The organism is Mycobacterium sp. (assembly GCF_019247635.1).
Taxonomy (GTDB): domain Bacteria; phylum Actinomycetota; class Actinomycetes; order Mycobacteriales; family Mycobacteriaceae; genus Mycobacterium.
The window spans coordinates 1-21,776 of record NZ_JAFBAR010000100.1 but is presented as its reverse complement, the minus strand read 5'-3'; the positions used below and the strand labels follow the sequence as shown (position 1 = coordinate 21,776).

18 protein-coding genes are annotated in these 21,776 nt (G+C 68.0%); 16 read left to right on the top strand and 2 right to left on the bottom strand.

Features of this window, described 5'->3' with window-relative positions:
* Positions 1-775 precede the first annotated feature (775 nt).
* The 3 genes from glmS to JO236_RS16440 are packed head-to-tail and all read left to right on the top strand — an operon-like array spanning position 776 to position 4,303.
* Positions 776-2,650 (top strand): glutamine--fructose-6-phosphate transaminase (isomerizing), encoded by a 1,875-nt coding sequence (gene glmS, locus JO236_RS16450; RefSeq protein ID WP_293332421.1) that lies wholly within the window; start codon positions 776-778, stop codon positions 2,648-2,650.
* Between the two features lie 8 nt (positions 2,651-2,658).
* A complete protein-coding gene (locus tag JO236_RS16445; protein WP_293332417.1) occupies positions 2,659-3,528 on the top strand; it encodes a DUF4436 domain-containing protein in 870 nt (289 codons plus the stop codon).
* 52 nt (positions 3,529-3,580) lie between these two features.
* On the top strand, positions 3,581-4,303 hold the full coding sequence (locus JO236_RS16440) for a rhomboid-like protein (RefSeq protein ID WP_293332414.1): 723 nt from the start codon (positions 3,581-3,583) through the stop codon (positions 4,301-4,303).
* 61 nt (positions 4,304-4,364) lie between these two features.
* Here JO236_RS16440 and JO236_RS16435 read toward each other — a convergent pair whose 3' ends face one another.
* Positions 4,365-6,968, bottom strand: a complete 2,604-nt coding sequence (locus JO236_RS16435; protein ID WP_293332411.1) for an ATP-binding protein — start codon at positions 6,966-6,968, stop codon at positions 4,365-4,367.
* A gap of 217 nt (positions 6,969-7,185) precedes the next feature.
* Between JO236_RS16435 and JO236_RS16430 the strand changes: the two genes are divergently transcribed.
* The 13 genes from JO236_RS16430 (at position 7,186) to groL (ending at position 20,748) form a co-directional block, all read left to right on the top strand.
* Positions 7,186-8,607 (top strand): hypothetical protein, encoded by a 1,422-nt coding sequence (locus JO236_RS16430; protein WP_293332408.1) that lies wholly within the window; start codon positions 7,186-7,188, stop codon positions 8,605-8,607.
* A gap of 182 nt (positions 8,608-8,789) precedes the next feature.
* A complete protein-coding gene (locus JO236_RS16425; protein ID WP_293332424.1) occupies positions 8,790-9,740 on the top strand; it encodes a permease in 951 nt (316 codons plus the stop codon).
* Between the two features lie 10 nt (positions 9,741-9,750).
* Complete coding sequence (locus JO236_RS16420) at positions 9,751-10,473, top strand: TIGR03943 family putative permease subunit (protein WP_293332405.1); 723 nt, start codon at positions 9,751-9,753, stop codon at positions 10,471-10,473.
* An 82-nt stretch (positions 10,474-10,555) separates the two neighbouring features.
* A complete protein-coding gene (locus JO236_RS16415; protein WP_293332404.1) occupies positions 10,556-11,989 on the top strand; it encodes an NAD(P)H-hydrate dehydratase in 1,434 nt (477 codons plus the stop codon).
* Positions 11,990-12,022: 33 nt separating this feature from the next.
* The gene (locus JO236_RS16410; RefSeq protein ID WP_293332403.1) at positions 12,023-13,408 is read left to right on the top strand and encodes a glutamate decarboxylase; all 1,386 of its coding nucleotides are present in this window, start codon (positions 12,023-12,025) and stop codon (positions 13,406-13,408) included.
* 121 nt (positions 13,409-13,529) lie between these two features.
* Positions 13,530-14,696, top strand: a complete 1,167-nt coding sequence (alr, locus tag JO236_RS16405) for an alanine racemase (protein WP_293332401.1) — start codon at positions 13,530-13,532, stop codon at positions 14,694-14,696.
* 43 nt (positions 14,697-14,739) lie between these two features.
* A complete protein-coding gene (locus JO236_RS16400) occupies positions 14,740-15,792 on the top strand; it encodes an alpha/beta fold hydrolase (protein WP_293332398.1) in 1,053 nt (350 codons plus the stop codon).
* The gene (gene tsaE, locus JO236_RS16395) at positions 15,785-16,291 is read left to right on the top strand and encodes a tRNA (adenosine(37)-N6)-threonylcarbamoyltransferase complex ATPase subunit type 1 TsaE (RefSeq protein WP_293332395.1); all 507 of its coding nucleotides are present in this window, start codon (positions 15,785-15,787) and stop codon (positions 16,289-16,291) included. Before JO236_RS16400 ends, tsaE begins: the two co-directional genes overlap by 8 nt.
* Positions 16,269-16,892: a tRNA (adenosine(37)-N6)-threonylcarbamoyltransferase complex dimerization subunit type 1 TsaB gene (gene tsaB, locus JO236_RS16390; RefSeq protein WP_293332392.1), complete on the top strand. Its 624-nt coding sequence runs from the start codon at positions 16,269-16,271 to the stop codon at positions 16,890-16,892. The genes tsaE and tsaB overlap by 23 nt, the downstream gene beginning before the upstream one ends.
* Positions 16,889-17,356, top strand: coding sequence for a ribosomal protein S18-alanine N-acetyltransferase (gene rimI / locus JO236_RS16385; RefSeq protein ID WP_293332389.1), 468 nt, complete (start codon positions 16,889-16,891; stop codon positions 17,354-17,356). Before tsaB ends, rimI begins: the two co-directional genes overlap by 4 nt.
* Complete coding sequence (gene tsaD / locus JO236_RS16380; protein ID WP_293332386.1) at positions 17,353-18,378, top strand: tRNA (adenosine(37)-N6)-threonylcarbamoyltransferase complex transferase subunit TsaD; 1,026 nt, start codon at positions 17,353-17,355, stop codon at positions 18,376-18,378. Before rimI ends, tsaD begins: the two co-directional genes overlap by 4 nt.
* Positions 18,379-18,735: 357 nt before the next feature.
* Positions 18,736-19,038 carry a co-chaperone GroES gene (gene groES / locus JO236_RS16375; protein WP_293332383.1) on the top strand — a complete coding sequence of 101 codons (303 nt, stop codon included), beginning with the start codon at positions 18,736-18,738 and terminating at the stop codon, positions 19,036-19,038.
* 93 nt (positions 19,039-19,131) lie between these two features.
* Complete coding sequence (gene groL / locus JO236_RS16370; protein WP_293332379.1) at positions 19,132-20,748, top strand: chaperonin GroEL; 1,617 nt, start codon at positions 19,132-19,134, stop codon at positions 20,746-20,748.
* Positions 20,749-20,873: 125 nt separating this feature from the next.
* Here groL and JO236_RS16365 read toward each other — a convergent pair whose 3' ends face one another.
* The gene (locus JO236_RS16365) at positions 20,874-21,389 is read right to left on the bottom strand and encodes a hypothetical protein (RefSeq protein WP_293332376.1); all 516 of its coding nucleotides are present in this window, start codon (positions 21,387-21,389) and stop codon (positions 20,874-20,876) included.
* Positions 21,390-21,776 lie beyond the last annotated feature (387 nt).

Here is a 21,776-nt window from a genome sequence, read left to right as displayed (position 1 = left end):
GGCTCGAAGCGCCGCAGTTTTGATACACGCTTCGGCTGGCGCGCCAACCTCAGGTCCGGCGCCGGCGCGTCGTACAGCACAACGTCGTCGATCAGGGCTGCGGTCATGGTGTCCTCCTGGAAGCTGGGCGTGCCGGGCGGTTCAGTGGCGCCTGCGGCTACTCGACGTTTGTCGTTTGGTTATGGACCCCCGCCGAATCACGACCGACATTGGCGTGTAACTTTCCGTATGCATTCGCGTCGCGTAGGATTTGCCTACTAACAACCGCTGAAGATATTTGGCGGCACCGGGCGGGTAGCTGCGCTATTGGTATTAGACGTTTATGGGAAAAGCTGATGGCAAAAGAGCATGTGCGGCCGGCGCTGCGAAATCGCTGAGCAACTTCGCTCCGCGCACGTGACGGCGGCCGCTACACCGCAGTCTTGATCAGTCGCGCGTCAACCCGTTTCCTCCCCACCGGCTGGATGCCGGTTTCCGCGTGTGCGGATCTGCGTATCCGGTTTTCTCGTAAGCCGATATCACAGTTCCACTCGGATTTGCGTGGTCGCCAGCAATTCCTGGCATTGCTGAGCTTAATGCGGCAGCTTGTTGCGGCAGTGACGCGAGAGGTAACGTCAGAAATACAATAGGTGAAAAGCGGATCCGTATATTGGAAGATGATATGAGCCGAATTCAAAGCCACTCACCACTCCGGCGGCTGTGATTGGCTGGTAGATCCGCGTGCCCGCGGTCGAGACGGCTGCACTACCCGAGGTCTGCACTATTCTGATCTGCTATGTGCGGAATCGTCGGCTACGTCGGGCAGCGTCCTGCCTGCGAGGTCGTCATGGACGCGTTGCGCCGGATGGAGTACCGGGGATACGACTCGTCGGGGATCGCGCTGGCCGACGGACGGGGCAGACTCACGGTGCGCCGCCGGGCCGGCCGGCTGGCGAACCTGGAGAACTCGATGGCGGAAATGGCCCCGGCAGAGCTGGCCGGGACCACCGGACTGGGTCACACCCGCTGGGCGACCCACGGCCGGCCGACCGACCGCAACGCGCACCCACACCGCGACGCCGCCGGCAAGATTGCGGTCGTCCACAACGGGATCATCGAGAATTTCGCCTCGCTGCGCCATGAGTTGGAGCTGGCGGGCGTGGAGTTCGCCAGTGACACCGACACCGAGGTCGCCGTGCACCTGGTGGCGCAGGCCTACCACCACGGTGAGAGCGCGGGCGACTTCGCGGCATCCGTGCTGTCGGTGCTGCGCCGGCTGGAGGGCCACTTCACGCTGGTGTTCGCCAACGCCGACGAGCCCGGCACTATCGTCGCGGCACGGCGCTCGACACCGCTGGTGCTGGGCATCGGCGACGGCGAGATGTTCGTCAGCTCGGATGTGGCCGCGTTCATCGAACACACGCGCCACGCGGTCGAACTCGGCCAGGACCAGGCGGTGGTGCTCACGGCCGACGGCTACCGGATCACCGACTTCAACGGCGACAGCGACGGCGAGGACGTCGACTTCCGCGAGTTCCACATCGACTGGGACCTGGCGGCGGCCGAAAAGGGTGGTTACGAGTACTTCATGCTCAAAGAGATCGCCGAGCAGCCCACCGCGGTGGCCGACACGCTGCTCGGGCATTTCGTGGGCAACCGGATCGTGCTGGACGAGCAGCGGCTGTCCGATCAGGAACTGCGCGAGATCGACAAGGTATTCGTGGTCGCCTGCGGCACCGCCTACCACTCGGGGCTGCTGGCCAAATACGCGATCGAGCACTGGACGCGCCTGCCCGTGGAAGTGGAGTTGGCCAGCGAATTCCGCTACCGCGATCCGGTGCTCGACCGCAGCACGCTGGTGGTGGCGATCTCGCAGTCCGGTGAAACCGCCGACACCCTGGAGGCCGTCCGGCACGCCAAGGAGCAAAAGGCCAAGGTGCTGGCGATCTGCAACACCAACGGCTCCCAGATCCCGCGCGAGTGCGACGCGGTGCTCTACACCCGCGCCGGCCCGGAGATCGGCGTGGCCTCGACGAAAACATTCCTGGCCCAGATCACCGCGAACTACCTGGTGGGTCTGGCGCTGGCGCAGGCTCGCGGCACCAAGTACCCCGACGAGGTCGAACGCGAGTACCGCGAGCTGGAAGGGATGCCCGACCTGGTGGAGCGGGTGATCGCCACGACCGACCCGGTGGCCGAACTCGCCTACCGGTTCGCCCAGTCGTCGACCGTGCTGTTCCTGGGCCGCCATGTCGGCTACCCGGTGGCGCTGGAAGGCGCGCTCAAACTGAAGGAACTCGCCTACATGCACGCCGAGGGCTTCGCGGCCGGGGAACTCAAGCACGGCCCGATCGCGCTGATCGAAGACGACCTGCCGGTGATCGTCGTCATGCCGTCGCCCAAGAGCTCCGCAACCCTGCATGCCAAGCTGCTGTCCAACATCCGCGAGGTCCAGACGCGCGGCGCGGTGACCATCGTGATCGCCGAGGAGGGTGACGAGACCGTGCGCCCCTATGCGGATCATCTGATCGAAATCCCGGCGGTATCAACTCTTTTGCAGCCATTGCTGTCGACGATCCCGCTTCAGGTGTTTGCCGCCTCGGTGGCGCGGGCCCGCGGGTACGACGTCGACAAGCCGCGAAATCTGGCCAAGTCCGTCACCGTGGAATAGTCCGGGTCATGAGACAGGGCCTTGTCGGTTCCGGGTTCGGTGTCGTGGCCTTCGTCGTGGCGTACATCGCCTCGATCGTGCTGTATGCCAACGGCGGCATGGGCCACGCCCGCCTGATATCGGCGGCCCCGTCGTCCGACGATGGAACGAAGGTGACCATCGACGTGGACGACATCCAGTCGGACGACAGCACGCTCGTCGTCAACATCACGGTGTTGCCCGGACCCGCGCTGGTGGACCCGCAGACCCACAATCTGAAGGACGACCTCAGCGTCGTCGTGACGTCCGCGGTGACGGCGAGCAAGCGGGTGTGGCCAAAGGGCACGCTGCCCGACATTTTTCGCGTTTCGCTGACCCTCGTCGGTGACGTCGCGGATTGGCCCTTCGATCGCTACCAAACGGGACCGATATTCGCCGAACTGTTGTCCGGCGAGGCGCACGTCACGGACCGGGCGAGGGTGACGATGGTCGACCGTCTGCTCGGCTGGAAGGTTGAGGCGACTGCTGTCGACACAGCCAAGCCGCTCGGCCCGTACCGCGTGGATTTGGTCCGGTCGCCGAGCACGGTGGCGTTCGGTGTGGTCATCCTGGCCGTCCTCGTCACGCTCGCCGGCCTGGCCCTGTTCGTCGCGGTTCAGACGGTGCGCAACCGGCGCAGATTCCAGCCGCCCATGACGACGTGGTACGCCGCGATGCTGTTCGCGGTGATGCCGCTGCGCAGCGCGCTGCCCGACGCGCCCCCATTCGGGAGCTGGATCGACGTCACGATCGTTCTCTGGGTGATCGTCGTGTTGGTCATCTCGATGGTGCTCTACGTCCTTTGCTGGTGGCGGCACCTCAAGCCCGAGCCAGAGCACACCGACCAAGCGAAGACCTGACGCCTTGGCCGAAGGCAGGCAGCTAAACGCCAACCGTGCCAAGGTGGAGGCTATGGCGAGGGCGTCGGCGAGGCAACGACTGCGCGGTTTGGCGCTCGCGGTCTGGCATTACGTCAGCAGTGCACCGCTGACCTACACTTGGCTCCTCGCGCTGGCGATCACCACGATCGTCCAACACACGCTCACGGGCAGGCAGTTACATGCCGTGTTGCTGCACCGCTTCACCAACATCCACGCGTTGGCGACAGACCCGCTCGGTGTGCTGTTCTCCAGCCTGCTGTGGATCGACGGCAACAGCCTGGAGCCCTACCTCTTGCTGTTCACCATCTTTTTAGCGCCCGCCGAACAGTGGCTCGGTCAAGTCCGTTGGCTCAGCGTGGGATTGAGCGCCCACATCCTGGCCACCTACATCAGCGAGGGCCTGCTCTACTTCGCGATCGAGATGCGCGACGCGTCGGAGAGGTTTGTGCGTGCGCACGATATCGGGGTCAGCTACTTCCTGGTCGGCGTCATGGGGGTGCTCACCTACCACATCGTGCGACCATGGCGCTGGGGTTATCTGGCTGTGCTGCTCATCGTTTTCGGCTTCCCGCTGCTCACGATGGACCACATCGAGCTGAGTTTCACCGCGATCGGACACTTCGCCGCCTTGCTCGTCGGTCTGGCTTTCTACCCGATGGCGCGCGAGCGCAAGCGCCCAGCCGTCGATCCGGCAAACCTGACATCCTTGCGGCGGCGTCGTACCCCCGACGCCTCAGCCCCACGCGGGGCGTAACGCGACGGCAATCGGCCCTTCCGTGGCGGAATGGCAACTGATTTGGCGGGTGTCAGGGGCGCTAAAGCGTCGGCTCCGGTTGTTGCAGCGCGTGGGCGGCCTGGGTGCGGTTTTCGGCGCCGAGTTTGATCAGGATGGCTTCGATATGGTGGCCGACGGTTCTGGGGCTCAGGTGCAGCGTGGCGGCGATAGCCGCGTCGCTGTGGCCGGCGGCCAGCAGGTCGGCGACTTGGCGCTGACGAGTGGTGAGTCCGTTGGGGTCGGCTTTGGTGTGGCGGGCGAGGCCGCGGGACCTGGGTCCGCCGAGTTCGGTGAGGCGTTGTTGGGCGCGGCGGGCCGCGGCGCGGCCGCCGAGATCATGGAAGGTCCGCAGTGCGCTGGCGACGGCGGGGGCGTCGCCGCCGAGTTGGGCGAGGGCGGCGTCGTAGGGGCAGCCGCGGCGCGTCCATTCGGCCGCGGCGGCCTGCCAGTCGCCGCTGATCTCCAGCTGATAGGGCGTGAGCGCCGGTGTCGCAGGGGTGGTGGCGCCGGTCAGGTGTAGCCAGCGTTGCAGGCGGCCGGTAAGCCAGGGGTCGGCCGCGGGGCCCGCGGCGGCCAGGCCACGTTCCGCTTCGGTGCGGGCGGTATCGTCGTCGCCTGCGAGCCAGGCGATCTCGGCTCGGGCCGCCCACACCACGGCCAATAAAAAGAAGTCGCCCGGCCCGGCGTCGGCGGCGGCGCCGTCGGGCAGCTGCCCGGTTGGCGTGTGGCCGCGCCGGGCCCGGACCAACGCCCTGGTCACCATCGGCAACACGGCATTGATCAAGCCCAATCTGGGTGTGGTGAGCACTTCTTCGGCGCTAGCACTGGCCCGAATCCATTCACCGCGATCCAACGCGTTGAGCGCGGCCGCGCCGACGGCCATCGGCTGGTATGCACCCAGCTCATGCTTATCGCAGAAGGCCGACAGGTCGTCGATGTAGCGCTGGGCGCGGTGCGGGTCGTGGTGCAGCGCGGCCGTCCAGCACATCGCCGCCCCAATCAACCCGACGTGCTCGGCCAGCTCGTCGGTAGCCATCGCCTGGTGCCAGCTACCCTCACAGTCCTCCCACCCGGGGCCGCCGGCCCACACCGAGGCCAACGCGGCAAAACAACGCGCTCGCATCACCACGCCCGGGTCGCCGATCTGGGTGCCCAAAGCGATTGCCCGCTCGGCAAATTGGGTGCAAGCCGGGTCGTAGCAGACCCCCGTGATGTGCACCATGTTCGTCAACGACCAGGCCAGTTGCGGGGTGGGTCCCAGGTTTTCCAGCAGCCTCACCGAGGCACCCGCGGCCTCGAGGCCCTCGCTGATTCGCCCTCCGCTCCACAACATATGAGACAAGAGGCGTAGGTTTTCGCCTTCGCCAACCCGATCATGTAGGCAGCGTCGAGTGCTGATTGCTTCGCGCAAACCGCTTGCCGCAGTCTCCGCTTCCCCGCACAGATAGCGGGCGAACGCGTGCTGCTCGATCCAGATGACCTTCCGGTCGGCGGGAGTGTCCCGGGCGTGGCGCAAGACCAGCGCGTACAGCTCAGCGGCTTCGCGGTTGGCGCCCAACGCGGCCGCGCGCCGAGCCCCTGCCAGACCGTAGCCCACCGCCGCGTCGTCCTCACCGGCCTGGTCGGCATGAAAAGCCAACGCCGCCAACATATCCGGATCGACCGGCGGTTCGGCAAGTGTGGTCATCGCCTGTCGGTGTAACGATCGGCGCCGATGGTCGGGAATCTGGTCCAGCGTGGCGCGGCGCGCCAGCTCGTGGCGAAACCCGAGCATCCCATCCACACCGACCAACACCCCGGCACCGAGGCATTCGCTTAGCCCCGACTGCGCTGTGGGGCAGACTTTTTCGATCAGGTCGACCTCGGCACGCGGACCACATACTGCGGCGGCGTAGGCGGTGTCGCGCGCCGCGGCGGACAGTCGTGCCAGCCGGCCCCACACCGCCTCGGCCACGCTACGCGGCAGGCCGCCGGGTAGTCGATCAGCGCCGGTTGCCAGGATTTCGGTGACGTAAAACGGGTTACCGCCGGTGATTCGGTGCAACTCGATCGCGTTGACCCCGCTGCCGGCTGTCAGGGTCGCCACCGCCTCCTGGCTGAGGGGATCCAATTGGATGCGGGCCAGCGCCGCGCAGGTCACTATGTCCCCGATGGCGGCGGCCAGCGGATGCTCGGGCCCGACCTCGTCGTCGCGGTAGGTCACGACCAACAGCAGCGGCAAGGCGCTGATGCGCCGCCCGACGAACCGCAACAGGTCCAGGGTCGCTCCGTCGGCCCAGTGGGCGTCCTCGATGACCCAGGCCCAGCGCTGCCCGCTGCCGAGCACGTCGAGCAGTCTGCGGTACACCGCCGTTGTGTCTCCGGCCTCCAATGCGCCCGCCACACCCGCGGCCGCGTCGGAATCCAGCCCGGCCAGGGCGTCGATGAGCGGGCCCAACAGCCGCGGGGCGCTCAGCGGGTCACACCACCCCCGCAAAACATGCAGGCTCGAATCCAGCCCGGCCACAAACCGATTGATCACCGCGGTTTTGCCGACCCCAGCCTCGCCGCGCAGCAAAACCACCCGACCCCCGCGTGGGCCAACCCGCTGCGCTAAGCCGCGAAGCTGCCGCAGCTGTGGCCCGCGCTCCAGTAAACGCTCCACTGGTCATCCCCAACCCGCGGCGAGTCCACGCACCAAATATGGGGAGTCCTCCCCATGTGCCGGGCCCGAGCGCCAGCGCACACTACAGCGCGAGCGCTCCGGCCAGCTGCGCACAACAGCAACCGCACATCCCGACATGATGGGCAATTAGCGTAACGCCGCAGCTGCCGGGCCGCTCGCGATGTCGTCACCGGGCGGAGCGCACGGAAGGCCGGGTATGACCGAGACGCTGTTGTTCTTCGGCGAGGGATCGGACGGGGTGACGATCTGGACCTCGAGATGGAGCGGCTCCCATCTCAGCTTCGGGCCAATTGCTGCCAGCGAGGTGGTGAGCCTCGCCGGCCGCGGCAATGCGCTGCAGGTACCGGGCCCGGTTCTCTTCGCTTTGAACACAATGATTTTCGCGCCGTCTGGCTCTAACGATCTGCTGGTCTGGAACACCCACAATTCGGACTCGACGTCGCACTGGACACACGATGTCTTCAACGACGCGGGCAACACGGCGGACCAGTTCAACCCGCAAGGCTTCTGTGCCGCCCTGCACGGCTCGCAGCCGCTGGTGTTTTTCAACGGAACGTTTCAGACCGGCACAGAGCTGATCAGCGTCCAGGAGCTGTTCTCGACCGACGGCACTCTGGGTGGGACGAAGATGATCCCGGGTCCCGTTTCGAACCTGGACCCGTCCTCCCTGGCAATGGTGTTCATGGACTTTTTGGACGGGCAATCCGGTCAACTGTTCTTCGCCGGCTACGACGGCTCTGACTACGTGCTCTTCGGGTGTGCCGGAAGCACCCCGGTGGCTCCGGTTTTCCCGGCGGGGAGCGGCGTCGTCAATCCGGCGTATCTGACGATGGCGCAGGTTGGCCCGCTGACCGCAACCCAGGTCGGCCCGATCACCGAACTGTCGCCCAAGCAGTCGCTGTTCATGAGCGCTCAGGACGCCCAGGATGCGTCGGGACCGATATCGCTCTGGCAGTACCAGGAAGCCGGTGAGCTGACCAAGATCGTTCCGGCACATGGGGTTTCGTCCAACGGGCTGCAGCCCTGCAATCTCACCCCACTGCTGTGGCAATTGCAGGGGGCCTACCACAGCGCGTTGTTGTTCTCCGGGCTTGACGACGACAACAACACCGGCTTGTGGATGTCGCTGGGAAACGCGGGACCGACCACACAGATCCCGACTCCCACGCCGCACGACGCGCCGTCCAGCGACGCCGGGGTGTACCCGTTCAATCTGACCGCGTTCGACGACAGGCTGTGGTTCACCGGCTATGACACCTACATCGGCGGGTCCCCCAGCGAGCGTGGGCTGTTCGTCTACGACCCGGTGAACAACCCGGGCAAGGCAACCCAGATCGTCCACAGCTCTCAACTCGCCTTCGACCCCGGCTTCGACGCGGGCTGGGCGGGCAACGGGCAAACGCCGGCCGAAGGTTTCGGCCTCAACCAAACCACGATGACCGTCTTCGACAACGACCTGTTCTTCAGCGCCTCGGAGCCGTCGAGCGGCGTCGCCAACCTGTGGCGGGCCAACCTCACGTTCGACTCGCACGGGTCGCCCAAGCTGACTCCCGCAGTTGTGGCATCCGTCGCGCAGACCGGACTGCGGCCGTTTTCGCTGACGACCGTGAGCCTGTGAGGTCCAACGGCCGGACGGCGACGGCTACACCCGGGCGGAACCCGCCGCAACCGGGGCTGCTGTTTGGGTTTAGCGGCGCGGGCGTGCAGCGGGCGCCTTAGGGCCCACGTGGATTGTCGGGGCGCTGCCACAATGGTGCGGTGACATCGCTCAGGGTCGCCGGCTGGCTGCGGTTCGGTTCGATGGAGCTGCTGGTATGCATCCTGCTGGCGTTCGCCTTGTCGGCGACGGTCCTGCACAGCACGGTCTCGGCGAGTCCGGCATGGTCGACGGCGGGCACGGTGTTCTGCGGGGTGTTCGTGCAGGCGGTGCCGTTTCTGGCGCTCGGCGTGGTGGTCAGCGGATTGATCGCGGCCTTTGTCACCCCCGAACGGCTGGCGCGCTGGCTGCCGCGCCGTCCGGCCCTGGCGGTGCTGGCCGCGGGGGTCGGCGGGGCGGTGCTGCCGGGCTGTGAATGCGGTTCGGTGCCGGTGGGACGCAGGTTGTTCGGCGAAACAGGGGCGACGGGCGCGGCGGCCCTGACGTTCATGCTGGCCGCTCCCGCCGTCAACCCCGTGGTCCTGGTGGCCACCGCGGTGGCGTTTCCCGGCGCGCCCGCGATGGTGCTTGGCCGCGCGGGCGCGTCGCTCTTGACGGCGCTGATCATGGGTTGGGCGTGGGCACGGTGGGGCAGCCCCGAGTGGGTCACCCGCCGGCTTTCCCTGCCGCACTCGGAGGGCGAGTCGCGGCGGGCGGTGTTCGTCGAAGCGGCGCGCCACGACTTCCTTGCGGCCGCGTCCTATCTCGTGCTGGGTGCGGGCGCGGCCGCGGCGCTGCGCGTGCTGGTGCCCCGGTGGGTCTTCGAGCACCTGGCGGCACACCTGATCCTCGGTGTCGTGGTCATGGCCGCGCTGGCGGTGGTGTTGGCGTTGTGTTCGGAGGCGGACGCGTTCGTGGCCGCCAGCATGACGATGGTGCCGTTGCTGCCCCGACTCGTGTTCCTGGTCGTCGGCCCGGCCGTCGACGTGAAACTGTTCGCGATGCAGGCGGGCATGTTCGGGCGGGCTTTCGCGGCGCGCTTCGCCCCGGCCAGCCTGCTGGTCGCGGTCGTGAGTGCGTGCGCCGTCGGATTGCCGCTCCTGGGCGGTGGTTGAGGGTGGTCGGGTGAGCCGCGAAACCGAGAACACTGTCTTGTTGCTGGTGGGCATCAGCATCGCGATGGTCACCGCATCGGGCGCCTTCACCCGCTACGTCAAGCCCGGGCTGCTGGGGTGGCTGGCGGCGACCGCGGTGCTGCTGATCGCGTTGGCGCTCTCGGCGATCATCGGCGATATCCGCCGCGGCGGACCGCGCGATCACGGCGACGGTCATTCCCACCGGCCCGGCATGGTGTGGGCGTTGTTGGTGCCCATCGTCGTCTTGATCTTCGTGACGCCACCCGCGCTGCGCCCCACGGCCGTCACCCCGTCGGTCGCCGCCGTCTCCCATGACGGTGCGAATCGGGCCTTTCCCCCGCTGCCCCCGGGCAACGCCCCCGAGGTGTCGCTGCCCGAAGTGCTGATGCGCGAGGCCCAGGACACCACCGGTTCGCTGACGAATCGGTCGATCACGGTGACGGGGTTTGTCCTCAACGAGGCGCGGGGTGTGGACCTTGGCCGCATCGTCATCGTCTGTTGTGCCGCCGACGCGCAGCTGGCCCGCATCCATCTGGGTGGCCCGGCCACCGCCGGTGCCGCCGGGTTGCCGGACTACACGTGGCTCCGCGTCGAGGGCCAGGTCACGCCCGCGTCCAAGCAACCGAATTCAGCGGCGCTTCCAACGCTGCAAGCCACCGCGGTCACACGCATCGACGCTCCGGCCAACCCCTATGCGTATCCGCGTCGGTGAGGCGCGGTGGGCAGCAGACTGCGACACGTAACCTTGGTGAGCGCGGGCAGGATCGGCTTCCAGCAGAGGAGCAAGCGGGCTGATGCGGCAGTACTACTCGGTAGACGCGATCCGCGACGCCGAAGCGCCGCTGCTGGCCGGCCTGCCCGACGGCGCTTTGATGAAGCGTGCCGCCTTCGGGCTGACGACCGCGATCGTTCGCGAGCTGACCCAACGCACCGGCGGGGTGGCCGGCCGGCGGGTGTGTGCCGTCGTCGGATCGGGCGACAACGGCGGCGACGCGCTGTGGGCCGCGACGTTTCTGCGCCGCCGCGGCGCGGCCGCCGACGCGCTGCTGCTCAAGCCGGAGCGCACCCACGCCAAGGCCCTGGCTGCGTTCCGGAAGGCCGGCGGTCGCATCATCGAAAGCGCCGAAAGCATCAGTACCGAAACAGATCTCGTCATCGACGGGGTGGTGGGCATCTCGGGTTCGGGCCCGCTGCGGCCGGCGGCGGCCGACGTGTTCGACGCCGTCGAGAAGGCGGGCATCGCGGTGGTCGCCGTCGACATCCCCAGCGGGATCGACGTCGCGAGCGGGGCGATCGCCGGGCCCGCGGTGCACGCCGCGCTGACCGTCACCTTCGGGGGGCTCAAACCCGTGCACGCGCTGGGCGACTGCGGCCGGGTCGAGTTGGTCGACATCGGGCTCGACCTGCCCGCGACCGACCTGCTGGGGTTCGAGGCCGCCGACGTAGCCGCCCGCTGGCCGGTGCCCGGGGCCCACGACGACAAGTACACCCAGGGCGTGACCGGCGTGCTGGCCGGCTCGTCGACGTATCCGGGTGCGGCCGTGCTGTGCACGGGTGCCGCGGTCGCGGCCACGTCGGGGATGGTCCGCTACGCCGGCAGCGCCGGCCCCGAGGTACTCGCGCACTGGCCCGAGGTCATCGCCGCGCCGACGCCGGCTGCGGCCGGGCGAGTGCAGGCCTGGGTCGTCGGGCCGGGGTTGGGTACCTCAGATCCGGAAGCGGCCGGGGCCTTGTGGTTCGCGCTGGACACCGACCTGCCGGTGCTGGTCGACGCCGACGGGCTGACCATGCTGGCGGCCCACCCCGATCTGGTGGCCAACCGCAACGCCCCGACGGTGCTGACGCCACACGCCGGTGAATTCGCCAGGCTGGCGGGGGCCGCGCCCGGTGACGACCGCGTCGGCGCCTGCCGCAAGCTGGCCGACGCAATCGGCGCGACCGTGTTGCTCAAGGGCAACGTCACCGTCATCGCCGACCCCGGCGGCCCGGTCTACCTGAATCCCGCCGGACAATCCTGGGCCGCCACCGCCGGCTCCGGCGACGTGCTGTCCGGGATGATCGGCGCGCTGCTGGCATCCGGCTTGCCGGCCGCCGAGGCCGCCGCCGCCGGGGCGTTCGTGCATGCCCGCGCGGCGGCCGCGTCCGCCGCTGACCCGGGACCCGGTGACGCTCCGACGTCGGCGTCACGGATCCTGCACCACATCCGGACCGCCCTGGCCCATCTGTAGCCGTCCGTCGAAAAGCACCGAAAGGATCCCGCCGTGACTCGCAGCCACCCATCCATGGCCGCACATTCGATCGCCCCTGCCTACACCGGTCGCATGTTCACCTCACCGGTACCCGCCCTGCGGCTGCCCGAGGAGTCGATGGATCCCGACGCGGCCTACCGCTTCATCCACGACGAGTTGATGCTCGACGGCAGTTCGCGGCTCAACCTGGCCACCTTCGTCACGACCTGGATGGATCCGCAGGCCGGCAGGTTGATGGCCGAGACGTTCGACAAGAACATGATCGACAAGGACGAATACCCCGCGACCGCGGCCATCGAGCAGCGCTGCGTGTGCATGGTGGCCGACCTCTTCCACGCCGAAGGCCTGTCCGACGAGGATCCCAACAGCGCCTGCGGCGTCTCCACGATCGGGTCGAGCGAGGCGGTCATGCTGGGCGGTCTGGCCATGAAATGGCGGTGGCGCGCCAAGGTCGGCAAAGACTGGCCGAAGCGCACGCCCAACCTGGTGATGGGCTCCAACGTCCAGGTGGTGTGGGAGAAGTTCTGCCGCTACTTCGACGTCGAGCCCCGCTACCTGCCGATGGAGGAGGGGCGCTACGTCATCACTCCCGAGCAGGTGATCGACGCCGTCGACGAGAACACCATCGGGGTGGTGACGATCCTGGGCACCACCTATACCGGTGAGCTCGAACCCACCGCCGAGGTGTGCGCGGCGCTGGACAAACTCGCCGCCGACGGCGGAGTCGACGTGCCGGTGCATGTGGACGCCGCCAGCGGAGGATTCGTAGTCCCGTTTCTGCACCCGGAGCTCAAATGGGACTTTCGGCTGCCCCGGGTGGTGTCGATCAACGTCAGCGGGCACAAGTACGGGTTGACCTACCCCGGCGTCGGGTTCGTGGTGTGGCGTAGCAAGGAGTATCTGCCCGAGGAGCTGGTGTTTCGGGTCAACTACCTGGGCGGCGACATGCCCACGTTCACGCTGAACTTCTCCCGGCCCGGTAACCAGGTCGTGGGCCAGTACTACAACTTCCTGCGGCTGGGCCGCGAGGGCTATACGCAGGTCATGCAGACGCTGTCGGCGACCGCGCGGTGGCTGGGCGAGCAGCTGCGCACCGGTGACCACTGCGAGCTGATCTCGGACGGTTCGGCGATCCCGGTGGTCAGCTTCCGGCTGGCGCGGGACCGCGGGTACACCGAGTTCGACGTCTCACACGAGCTGCGCGGCTACGGGTGGCAGGTGCCCGCCTACACCATGCCGGACAACGCGACCGACGTGTCCGTGCTGCGCATCGTGGTGCGCGAGGGCCTGTCCGCCGACCTGGCCCGGGCCCTGCACGACGACGCCGCCAAAGCGCTGGCCTCCCTGGACAAGCTCAAGCCGGGCGGGCACTACAGCGCCGAGCACTTCGCGCACTGAGTTCTCGGGCGCGACGAGGCGGCGCCCGCTCGCGAGCGCAACGTGGCCGCGATTTCGCCGATTTTTCGCAGTGCGGTTACGCTCGGCGGCGCCTGCGCGGCGCTCTGGGACAATAGCGGCCGTGGCCGTTAGCCCGATATCCCTGACACCGGGAGTCCTCGCCGAGGCCGTGGTGGACTTGGGTGCCATTAGACATAACGTGCGACTGCTGTGTGAGCGCGCCGGCAGCGCGCAGCTGATGGCGGTCGTCAAAGCCGACGGGTACGGCCACGGCGCCACCCGGGTCGCGCTGGCCGCGCTGGCCGCCGGCGCGGCCGAACTGGGTGTGGCCACCGTCGACGAGGCGCTCGCGCTGCGCGCGGACGGCGTCACCGCGCCGGTGTTGGCCTGGCTGCATCCGCCGGGGATCGACTTCGGGCCCGCGCTGCTGGCCGACGTGCAGATCGCGGTGTCCTCGGTGCGCCAGCTCGATCAACTGCTGGACGCGGTACGCCGGACCGGCCGCACGGCGACGGTGACGGTCAAGGTCGACACCGGTCTGAACCGCAACGGTGTCGCGCGGGAGGACTATCCCGCGGTGCTCACCGCGCTGGAACGCGCCGTCGCCGAGGACGCCGTCAGGGTACGCGGGCTGATGTCGCATATGGTGCACGCCGACCAACCGGACAGTTCCATCAATCACGTTCAGGCCCAGCGGTTCAGCGGGATGCTGGCGCAGGCACGCAGCCGCGGGCTGCGATTCGAGATGGCGCACCTGTCGAACTCGGCGGCCACGCTGCTGCGTCCCGACCTGGCCCTCGACATGGTGCGCCCCGGTATCGCCGTGTACGGCCTGAGCCCGGTGCCGGAGCTGGGCGACCTGGGACTGATACCCGCGATGACCGTGAAATGCGCTGTCGCGCTGGTGAAACCGATTCGCGCGGGTGAGGGGGTTTCGTATGGGCACACCTGGATTGCCAAACGGGACACCACTCTGGCGCTGCTGCCGGTGGGCTACGCAGACGGCGTGTTCCGGTCGCTGGGCGGGCGATTGGACGTGCTGATCAACGGCAGGCGTCGGCCCGGAGTCGGACGGATCTGCATGGACCAGTTCCTCGTCGATCTGGGCCCGGGACCAGTCGACGTGGTCGAGGGCGACGAGGCGATTCTGTTCGGCCCCGGCGACCAGGGTGAACCCACCGCGCAGGACTGGGCAGATCTGCTCGGCACCATCCACTACGAGGTGGTGACCAGCCCGCGGGGCCGGATCAGCAGAACCTATCGCGGAGCCGAGACCGTTGAACGATGAACAGGTGCGCAAACGCAGGGCTTGGCTTGCCGGAGGTGCCGGGGTGACTGCGGTTGCGACCATCGTCGGGGCCTCCGCACGCCGTTCGATGATCGAACGCTCCGCCGCTGTCGAGGATCCCTACGCGGACGAGGATTTCGAACGACTCGACCTGGACCGCGGTTATGTGGTGACCACGCCCGACGGGGTCCCATTGGCGGTGCGCGAGGCCGGTCCGGTGGACGCCCGGGTCACGGTGGTCTTCGCGCACGGATTCTGTCTGCGCATGGGCGCCTTCCATTTTCAGCGGATGCGGCTCGGCGAGCACTGGGACCAGAACGTGCGGATGGTCTTCTACGACCAGCGCGGGCACGGACAGTCCGGGGAAGCCGCCCCGGAGACCTACACGCTGACCCAACTGGGCAGGGACCTGGAAAGCGTGCTGCAAACGGTTGCGCCGCGTGGGGTGGTCGTGTTGGTCGGTCATTCGATGGGCGGCATGACGGTGTTGTCGCATGCCCGGCAATTTCCCGAGCAGTATGGTCGTCGGATCGTCGGTGTTGCCCTGATTTCGACTGCCGCGGAAGGCGTTTCCCGTTCGCCGCTGGGCGAAATACTGAAAAACCCGGCGCTGGAAGCGGTCCGGTTCACCGCGCTGTCCGCGCCAAGGTTGCTGCACCGCGGCCGCAACGTGGCCCGGTCGTTGATCGGCCCGGTTCTGCGCGCCGCGTCCTACAGCGATCTGCAGGTCAGCCGCAGCCTGGACGCGTTCTCGCAGCGGATGATGAACGGCACGCCGATCCCCACGTTGGTGGGCTTCTTGCACGCCCTGGAAGTGCACGACGAAACCGCGGGGCTGTGGACGTTGCTCAAAGTCCCGACCCTGATCGCGTGCGGTGACCACGACCTGCTCACCCCGGACGAATACTCGCGAAAGATGGCGGCCTCGCTGCCGCAATCCGAACTGGTCATCGTCAGCGGCGCCAGCCACCTGGCCCTGCTGGACAAGCCCGACCCCATCAACGCGGGGCTGATCCGGCTCGTCGAGCGCGCCGTTCCGGGCAGGATGGCGCTGCGCTACCGGCGGTTCCGTGAGCGGATGCGGCGCCGTGGTTAGGTTGGACGGCGGCACCGCAACGCTCGAACGCGTCGAGGACACCATCGCGCTGGGGTTCCGGCTGGGTGGGCAACTGCGCGCCGGCGACGTCGTTGTCCTCACCGGTCCACTCGGCGCCGGAAAGACGGTGCTGGCCAAGGGAATTGCCGCGGCCATGGACGTCGACGGCCCGGTCACGTCGCCGACGTACGTACTGGCGCGGGTGCATCCGGCGCGACGCCCGGGCGCTCCGGCGATGGTTCACGTCGACGTCTACCGGTTACTGGACCACTCCGATCCGCCCAGCGCCGGTCTGCTCGGTGAGCTCGACTCGCTGGACCTCGACACCGATCTTGAAGACGCGGTCGTGGTGGTGGAGTGGGGCGAGGGCCTGGCCGAACGTCTAGCCGAGCGTCACCTCGACATCCGCCTGGAGCGAATCAGCCATTCCGACACCAGGATTGCCACCTGGGAGTGGGTTACAAGGGGAACTGCACGTGAATATTGTTCTGGCCCTTGACACTTCCACCCCGGCCGTCACGGCGGGAATCGTCCGTCGGGACGATCTGGCAACGCTGGCCGAGCGGGTGACCGTGGACGCCCGCGCCCACGCCGAGCGGCTCACGCCCAACGTTCTGGCCGCGCTCGCCGAGGCCGAGCTGACCATGGCCGATCTCGACGCCGTCGTGGTGGGTTGTGGTCCCGGACCGTTCACGGGATTGCGGGCCGGCATGGCCACCGCAGCCGCCTACGGTCATGCGCTGGACATTCCCGTGCACGGCGTGTGCAGCCTGGACGCCATCGGGGTGCGCACCACCGGCGACGCGCTGGTGGTGACCGACGCCCGCCGGCGCGAGGTGTACTGGGCTCGCTACCACGACGGGATTCGAAGCGGCGGACCGGCCGTGGATGCCCCGGCGGACGTCGACCCGGGTCCTGCCCGCGCGGTCGCCGGTTCGCCCGAGCACGCGGCGCTGTTCGACCTGCCGCACTGTGGGCCGGTGCACCCGACACCGGCCGGCCTCGTCACCGCGGTCTCCGACTGGTCGGGCGACCCCGCGCCGCTGGTGGCGCTGTACCTGCGTCGCCCTGACGCCAAGCCCCTGGTGGCACGCCCATGACCGCCCGCATCGAGCCGGTCACGCTGGGCCCGTTGATACCGGTGGACGCGCAGCGGTGCGCGGAGCTGGAGGCCCTACTCTTCGAAGGCGACGATCCGTGGCCCGCCGTGGCGTTCGAGCGCGAACTGGCCGCCAAGCACAACCGCTATGTGGGAGCGCGCACGGTCGACGCGTTGGTCGGCTACGCCGGCATCTCGCGGCTGGGGCGCAACCCCCCGTTCGAATACGAGGTGCATACCATCGGCGTCGACCCCGCCTACCAGGGCAAAGGCATCGGCCGCCGGTTGCTCAACGCACTACTGGACTTCGCCGACGGTGGCACCGTGTACCTGGAGGTGCGTACCGACAACGAGGTGGCCATCGAGCTGTACCGCAGCGTCGGATTCGAACGGATCGGCTTGCGCCGCCGGTACTACCGGGTCAGCGGCGCCGACGCCTACACCATGCGACGGGAAGCGCAGTGACACTCATCCTGGCTATCGAAACCTCGTGCGACGAGACAGGTGTCGGCATCGCGCGCCTCGGCAGTGACGGCGCCGTGACCCTGTTGGCCGACGAGGTGGCATCCAGCGTCGACGAGCACGTCCGGTTCGGCGGCGTGGTCCCCGAGATCGCCTCCCGGGCACACCTGGAGGCGTTGGGTCCGGCGATGCGGCGCGCGCTCGCGGCCGCCGGCGCGAGCAAACCGGATATTGTCGCGGCAACCGTCGGGCCGGGACTGGCCGGTGCCCTGCTGGTGGGCGTGGCGGCGGCCAAGGCCTACGCGGCGGCCTGGGGAGTGCCGTTCTACGCGGTCAACCACCTGGGCGGGCACCTGGCCGCCGACGTCTACGAACACGGACCGCTGCCCGAGTGTGTCGCGCTGCTGGTGTCCGGCGGTCATACCCAGCTGCTGCACGTCCGGTCCCTCGGCGCCCCGATCGTCGAGCTGGGCAGCACCGTCGACGACGCCGCCGGCGAGGCCTACGACAAGGTCGCGCGTCTGCTGGGGCTCGGATATCCGGGCGGCAAGGTGCTCGACGACCTGGCCCGCACCGGTGATCGGGATGCGATCGCGTTCCCGCGCGGCATGACCGGGCCGAACGACGACCCGTACGCGTTCAGCTTCTCGGGGCTCAAGACTTCTGTCGCCCGGTATCTGGAAAGCCACCCCGACTTTCGGGCGCCCGACGTCGCCGCCGGATTCCAGGAGGCGGTCGCCGACGTGTTGACGAGGAAGGCGGTCCGCGCGGCCACCGCGCTGGGCGTCTCGACTCTGCTGATCGCCGGGGGCGTGGCCGCCAACTCGCGGCTGCGCGAGCTGGCCGCCGAGCGCTGCGCCGCGGCGGGCCTAGCGCTGCGGATCCCCAGGCCGCGGATGTGCACCGACAACGGGGCGATGATCGCGGCGTTCGCCGCGCAGCTGGTGGCCGCAGAAGCTCCGCCGTCGCCGCTGGATGCGCCTACCGACCCTGGCCTGCCGGTGGTCCGGGGGCAGGTCAGGTAACCACCGCCCGGGGGTCCGGGGCAGGTCAGGTAACCCCCGCCCGGGCGCCGAGATTGCCGTCACGGCTGTGCTCGGGGGCGTGAGCGCGACCCTGGCGGCAATCTCGGCGCCGCGCCCGACGGGCCAACTCTCAGGGAAGCAACGGGGCGCCCTTGAGTGCTAGCACTCTCATGTATAGAGTGCTAGGAGGCAATCGGCCCGATCCCGTGTGCCGGCACCCGCGACGACGGCGCGAGGGCTCGGACGAGTGCCAAATCATCTGGTAACTCGGGCGGTTCGGGCTGAGCCCCGGACCGACCGTCAACCCGGTCCGGGCAAGGGTCTCGGACCCTATCGAATTAGTGGAGGGCTCCAATCGTGGCGAAGGTGAAGATCAAGCCACTCGAGGACAAGATTCTCGTGCAGGCCAACGAGGCCGAGACCACGACCGCGTCCGGTCTGGTCATTCCTGACACCGCCAAGGAGAAGCCGCAGGAAGGCACCGTCGTCGCAGTCGGCCCCGGCCGGTGGGACGAGGATGGCGCGAAGCGGATCCCCGTCGACGTGTCGGAGGGTGACACCGTCATCTACAGCAAGTACGGCGGCACCGAGATCAAGTACAACGGCGAGGAGTACCTGATCCTGTCGGCACGCGACGTGCTGGCTGTCGTCAACAAATAGAAGTCCGTGTTCCGCCCCGGCGATCCCCCGTGTTCACGCGCGGCGGATTTCCGGGGCGGCTCGCGTTGAGGGCTAACAGCCTGAAGGAGCCTGATGAGCAAGCTGATTGAGTACGACGAAACCGCGCGCCGCGCCCTTGAGGCCGGCGTGAACAAACTCGCCGACGCGGTTCGGGTGACCCTGGGACCACACGGCCGGCATGTGGTGCTGGCCAAGGCGTTTGGCGGTCCCACCATCACCAACGACGGCGTGACGGTCGCGCGTGAGATCGATCTGGAAGACCCCTACGAGAACCTGGGCGCACAGCTGGTGAAGTCGGTCGCCACCAAGACCAACGACGTCGCGGGCGACGGCACCACCACCGCGACGGTGCTGGCCCAGGCTCTGGTCAAGGCCGGCCTGCGGCTCGTTGCCGCGGGAGCCAACCCGATTGCACTGGGCTCGGGGCTCGGCAAGGCCGCCGACGCCGTGTCGGAGGCGCTGTTGGCGTCTGCCACGCCGGTGTCCGGCAAGGACGCCATCGCGCAGGTGGCGACAGTGTCGTCGCGTGACGAGCAGCTCGGCGAGCTGGTCGGCGAGGCGATGAGCAAGGTCGGCACCGACGGCGTGGTCAGCGTCGAGGAGTCCTCGACGTTGAGCACCGAGCTCGAGTTCACCGAGGGTGTGGGCTTCGACAAGGGATTCCTGTCGGCCTACTTCGTCACCGACTTCGACTCCCAGGAGGCCGTGCTCGACGAGCCCGTGATCCTGCTGCACCAGGAGAAGATCAGCTCACTTCCCGACCTGCTGCCGCTGCTGGAGAAGGTCGCCGAGTCGGGCAAGCCGCTGCTGATCATCGCCGAGGACGTCGAGGGCGAGGCACTGGCGACGCTGGTCGTCAACTCGATCCGCAAGACGCTGAAGGCGGTTGCGGTGAAAGCGCCGTTCTTCGGCGACCGGCGCAAGGCGTTCCTCGAGGACCTGGCCATCGTGACCGGCGGCCAGGTGGTCAACCCCGACGCCGGCCTGCTGTTGCGCGAAGTGGGCACCGAGGTGTTGGGCTCGGCGCGGCGCGTGGTGGTCAGCAAGGACGACACCATCATCGTCGACGGCGGCGGCGCGAAGGATGCCGTGGCCGACCGGGTCAAGCAGCTGCGAGCCGAGATCGAGAACAGCGACTCGGAATGGGATCGCGAGAAGCTGCAGGAGCGGGTGGCCAAGCTGGCCGGCGGGGTGGCCGTCATCAAGGTGGGTGCCGCCACGGAGACCGCGCTCAAGGAGCGTAAGGAAAGTGTCGAGGATGCCGTCGCGGCAGCCAAGGCCGCGGTTGAGGAGGGCATCGTCCCCGGCGGCGGGTCCGCTTTGATCCAGGCGCGCAAGGCTTTGCAGGACCTGCGCGCGTCGCTGTCCGGTGACGAGGCCCTGGGTGTCGACGTGTTCTCCGAGGCGTTGAGCGCACCGCTGTACTGGATCGCCGCCAACGCCGGGCTGGACGGCTCGGTCGTGGTGCACAAGGTCAGCGAACTGCCCGCCGGGCATGGGCTGAATGCGGTCACCCGTGGCTACGGCGACCTCGCCGCCGACGGCGTCGTCGACCCGGTGAAGGTCACCCGCTCAGCGGTGCTCAACGCCGGGTCGGTGGCTCGGATGGTGCTGACCACCGAGACGGCGATCGTGGACAAGCCGGCCGAGCCGGCCGACGGCCACGGCCACGGTCACCACCACCACTAAGCTGCACGAGCAGACGCAAAAGCCCCCGACACGCCGAGCGTGCGGGGGCTTTTGCGTCTTTTCGTGCTCAAGGCGGCGCTGGAGGGGGCCGCGGGCTCGGTGTCGCGCGTCGGCGACGTTGCCGCCTAGCCCACCTCGGTGCGGGCCGAGGGCGGCCACTTTCCGCGGGACAGGTCGCGGTCGAGCAACCGAGCGCTGACATCGCCGTCGTAGAAGAGGCTCGGGTCGAAAGCATCACCGAAGTGCTTGGTCAGCAACGACGAGAACAGTAGGGCCGCCGACTGCGGCCGGTGGTTCATGACAAGTTGACTGGTCTCGCCTTCGTCGTTGAAGTACACGACGACGAAGTTGTAGATCTCGACTCCGGTCGGGTGGTACGCCTCGGTGCCACGGATGCGGGAGCGGTAGTCCTCCAAGAAGAGATCGCCGCGCATGCCGTAGAAGCGGAAGTCCTGAAACGCGTAAAGGCTTCGCGCGAAACTGAGCATCTTCCCGACGTTTTCTGCACCGCGCAGTTCGCCGTTGAACACGGCGCCCTGGAGGATGACATCGTCGGCGAGGTTGTCCAGCCAGTGTGGGTAGTAGTCCAGGTGTGGCGCCTTGTTGTCGAGCTTGCGGGTGGTGTCTTTCGGTGTCGTCATGAGAGCTGTCTCCTAGTTCCTAGGTCGCTTCGGTTTGTAATGAGCGCGCTCATCAGGAGTCCTTCACGCCCGATTACTGATCCGTGCGGTGCTTAGGACGCGCCGCATCTGTTAGGAATTTCCGCTTACGCGCCGGCAACCTGGCCCCAACGATTCTGGTAGTGGCAGGAACAGGTTCAGCCCTCGCGTGTGGTGGTCACACCACGGCCACACGGTGATTCCAGCAGCAAGACACAAAGAGGGCACCGGGGTGCCAATCGAGCGTCCGGCTGGGGAACTACCTGCCGCGGTGAATACACAGCCACCGCAGTGCCCGCGCCCGGGGCATCCTTTTTGCCCGGCTCTGAGCGACTGTCAAACGCCCGTTAGGATTTCGCGCTGCACTAC